General features: G+C 55.7%; 2 protein-coding genes. One reads left to right on the forward strand and one right to left on the reverse strand.

What is annotated here, in order from left to right; genetic code table 11:
* Window positions 1-166: 166 nt before the first annotated feature.
* Window positions 167-1,408 carry a nucleoside:proton symporter gene (locus tag HZB29_05670; GenBank protein ID MBI5815081.1) on the reverse strand — a complete coding sequence of 414 codons (1,242 nt, stop codon included), beginning with the start codon at window positions 1,406-1,408 and terminating at the stop codon, window positions 167-169.
* 182 nt (window positions 1,409-1,590) lie between these two features.
* On the opposite strand from HZB29_05670, the gene HZB29_05675 reads away from it, so the two are divergent.
* On the forward strand, window positions 1,591-4,218 hold the full coding sequence (locus tag HZB29_05675; GenBank protein ID MBI5815082.1) for an EAL domain-containing protein: 2,628 nt from the start codon (window positions 1,591-1,593) through the stop codon (window positions 4,216-4,218).
* Window positions 4,219-4,335: the final 117 nt, after the last annotated feature.

Below are 4,335 nucleotides of genomic sequence, written 5' to 3' on the forward strand. Positions count from 1 at the left end.
AATCCATTCTTCCCTTGCCAGTTTTCCCGTTACCGTTTACTCTTTTCATGTGACCTCCTTGCTTTCCGTTGTTTTCGTTCAAAAACATGGTAGCAGGTGAGGTCATACCTTCGTTTCAACTAAGTTTAGGACACTTTCCGGCAAAATCCGCCGTGAATTAAACGCCTCACCCCACAATCCCAACCACCGCGCCTGTCATGCAGGTGGAAAGGGTCCCGGCAAGGATGGACTTCATCCCCAGCGACACAATCATATCTTTCTTCTCCGGAGCCATCGTCCCCATCCCGCCGATCATTATCCCAAGGCTTCCGAAGTTGGCGAAGCCGCACATGGCATAGGTCATGATAAGCCTGCTTCGGGGACTTAGCGCGCCTTCCGGCAACTGGGACATTTGCAGGTACGCCAAAAGCTCGTTTAAGACCGTCTTGATCCCCATCAGCGATCCGGCGGTCTTCGCTTCGCCCCATGGAACGCCCATCAGCCACGTCACCGGGGCCATCACCCACCCGAGCATAGTCTGGAGCGTCAGCGGCTTGCCGTCCACCATGGGAAAAACGCCGAGCAGCTGATTGACCAGGGCCACCAGCGCCACGAGCACCACCAGCATGGCGATGATGTTTATCAGCAGCGTCACCCCTTCGGCCGTCCCTTTTGTTATGGCGTCCATGGAGCTTTTCGCGTCCGAACGCGGGTCTGCTCCACCATCGGCGGTGGCCTGGGTCTCGGGAATCATGATAAGCGAAGTCATGATGGCGGCCGGGGCGCTGATTATCGAGGCGGTGAGGATGTGCCCCATCGCGTCCGGAATGGTCTTTGACAATATTATCGAGTACAGCACCATCACCGTCCCGGCTATTGTGGCCATGCCGCCGGTCATCACAATGAACATCTCGCTTCTGGTCATGCCTGCAAGATATGGCCTGACGAAAAGGGGCGCCTCCACCATGCCGACGAAAATGTTCGCCGCAGTGGATAGGCCCACAGGGCCGTTGACACCCATTGTCTTTCGCAAGGCCCAGGCGAACGCCCGCACTATCACCGGCAGTATCCGCCAGTAGAACAGGAGCGAAGAAAGGGCGCTTATCACCAGCACCAGCGGCAGCCCGCGGAAGGCGAAGATGAACGTCATGCCGGGATTTTTTTCATCGAATGGAAGCGGGCCGCCCCCCAGGTATCCGAAGACAAACGAAGTGCCGGCCACAGTGGATCGCTCCAAGGCGCCCACCATCTCGTTTAAGAGCAGGAACAGCGACTTGATCGGGGGAAAATTAAGTATCAAGGCCGCCAGCCCTATTTGAAGGAGAGAGCCTGCGATTACAATCCTGGCGTCCACCTTGCGGCGGTTCTCGCTGACCACCCAAGCAAACGCCACAAGGACGATGAAACCAAACGCGCTTTGAAGTGCCAAGGTGCCAGTTCTTTTGTTTTTGACCGGGTGAATTATAACTCATTTGAAACGGCCCCTGTGGGCAAACACAATATAATCTCCAGGGCGCGGATGGTGTTGAAAAATGAAATGTATCGAATTATCCCGGATGTTGCTTTAAAATTAGTTTAAAGAGGCTTGTAATATACTTCTGAAATAATCCAATGAGCATGAGAAGAAGACCGTTGCAGCGGACAGGGACGACTTTGGCCGGCGCGCTGGCAACGGCGCTTTTGTTCCTCGCCATGCTTTTTTTTCATCATGCCTCCTGGGCAGAATTTTTCCGCAGCCACGAAAACTTGTCCACCCGCCTGGCCCAGGTCAGGGAGGATATCTCCATCGCCCACCTGCGGCTTGAAGAGGCTGTCCACTCCGGTTCCGCCGGCAAAATGGAGGAAGCCAAACTGCGCTTTGAAAGCGCCATCAAGGCGATAGATGAAAGCCTGCCCGGCAAGCGCGAGGCCGGGGAAAAAGACGAGGTGAAACTTACAGGAAAACTGGCCGACTTAAGATGGAGCGTTGTCCGGTTAAAGCAGCTATCGGAGAAACGCTGGAAAGAGATTTCGGACACCGGCCCGGTTTCCTATTCCGACCGGGAATTTGAGAACTCTTTCCAGGAGACCCTGGCGATGGCTGGAGAGGCGGGAGAGACGCTCGGTCAGATATTCGCCGGAAGGACCGCTTCGCAGGACCGCCAGTTCGCGGTGATAACGGCGTTATGGCTTTTGATCGTTGTCGCGGGCAGCGTGGCGCTATACCTTATCAGCCGCAGCAGGGACAGGGCGCAGGAAAGCGTCGCCAAATCGGCCAAAAGCCTGGAAGAGGCCCAGAAGATAGCCAAAATGGGGAACTGGGACTGGGACATGGCAACCGGCGGCCTTAAATGGTCGGACGAGATATACCGTATCTTTGGAGTGGACAAGGAAAGTTTCGGCGCCACCTATGAGGCGTTCATGGGTTTTGTACATCCGGAAGACAGGTCATTGGTCACATCGGCGGTGGAAAACGCCCTGAAGAAAAACACCAAGTACAGCATAGAGCACAGGATCGTCCGGCCGGACGGCGCCTTGCGGATTGTCCACGAGTGGGCGGAGGTGTTCTACGACCACACCGGCAAGGCGGTGAGGATGATCGGCGCCGTACAGGACATAACGGAGAGAAAGGCGGCGGAGGATCAGCTCGCACTTGCCCGCAAGATATTCGAAAACGCCATTGAAGGGGTAATAGTCACCGATCCGGCCGGGGTCATCCAGTTTGTCAACCCCGCCGTAACCGCCATAACCGGATATGCGGCTGACGAGCTTATCGGGCTGACGCCCAGGGTGTTGCGCTCCCAACGCCAGGACAAAGAGTTTTACAAGGGGCTGTGGCGCTCGTTGTTGACACAGGGGGGATGGAGCGGGGAGATTTGGAACCGCAGGAAAAGCGGGGAAGCTTATCCGGAGTGGCTGAACATCCGCGCCATCAAGGACGCCAATGGAAAGACCATCAGGTATGTCTCCATATTCCACGACATAACGCAGATAAAGAAAAGCGAGGAGACCATACAGCGTCACATCTCCCACGACGCGCTCACGGACCTGCCCAACAGAGCCCTGTTCGAGGACAGGCTGGACCTTGCCATCTCATCCGCCCATCGCGAGGGGAAAAAGCTGGCCGTCCTCTTTGTGGGGCTAGACAGGTTCAGGAACATCAACGAAACACTGGGGCATGTGGCCGGGGACGAACTTTTGCAGCGGGTGTCGGCGAGGTTCTCCCCCTGGGCCAGGGAGGGGGACACCATCGCCAGGTTCAGTGGCGATGAGTTTGCGTTGCTTATGGAGGATCCACATACGGAACAGGACGCGGCCCATCTGGCCTTCAGGGCGATCAAGGCGGTGGAGGATCCCTTCACGATAATGGGGCACGAAATTTTCATCACCGCCAGCGCCGGTGTGGCCCTGTACCCTGCCGACGGGACGGAAGCGGCCATGCTGATCAGGAACGCGCAGTCCGCCTTGAAACGCGCAAAGGATGAAGGCAAAAATACCTTCCAGCTTTACACCCCGGCGATGAACGTCCGTACAAGGGAAATGTTAAGCCTGGAAAACGACCTTCGCAGGGCGCTGGAAAGGGAGGAGTTCGTCATTTACTACCAACCCAAGGTGAGCCTTGTCACCGGGGCCGTCACAGGGATGGAAGCGCTGATACGCTGGGCGCATCCCACGAGAGGCATGGTGTCTCCGGCCGATTTTATTCCCCTGGCGGAGGAGACCGGGCTTATCGCCCCTATCGGCGAGTGGGTGCTAATCGAAGCGCTTAAAAAGACAAAGATTTGGCACGATATGGGCTACGGCCATCTGGCGGTGGCGGTGAACATCAGCGCGATCCAGTTCCGGAAAAAAGACCTGTTGCGGACCATGGAAAAAGCCATCGCCGCATCCGGAGTCGCCCCCGCGTCCCTGAACGTGGAGCTTACCGAAAGCGTGGTGATGAAAAACGTGGAGTCGGCCGTGGCCATCCTCGGAGAAATCAAGGAGATGGGGGTGGACATTTCCATTGACGACTTCGGGACAGGCTACTCCTCGCTTAACTATTTGAAAAAGTTCCCAATTGATTACCTGAAGGTGGACAAATCGTTCATTTTTGACATCACCACCGATCCGGACGCCGCCGCTATTTCCAACCTGATCATTGCCATGGCGCATATCCTGGACATCAAGGTTGTGGCGGAAGGGGTGGAAACGGAGGATCAGCTAAAGTTCCTCAAGGAAAACGCATGTGATGAGAGAAAGTGTCCTAAACTTAGTTGAAACGAAGGTATGACCTCACCTGCTACCATGTTTTTGAACGAAAACAACGGAAAGCAAGGAGGTCACATGAAAAGAGTAAACGGTAACGGGAAAACTGGCAAGGGAAGAATGGATTTC

The organism is Nitrospinota bacterium (assembly GCA_016235255.1).
Taxonomy (GTDB): Bacteria; Nitrospinota_A; UBA7883; order UBA7883; family JACRLM01; genus JACRLM01.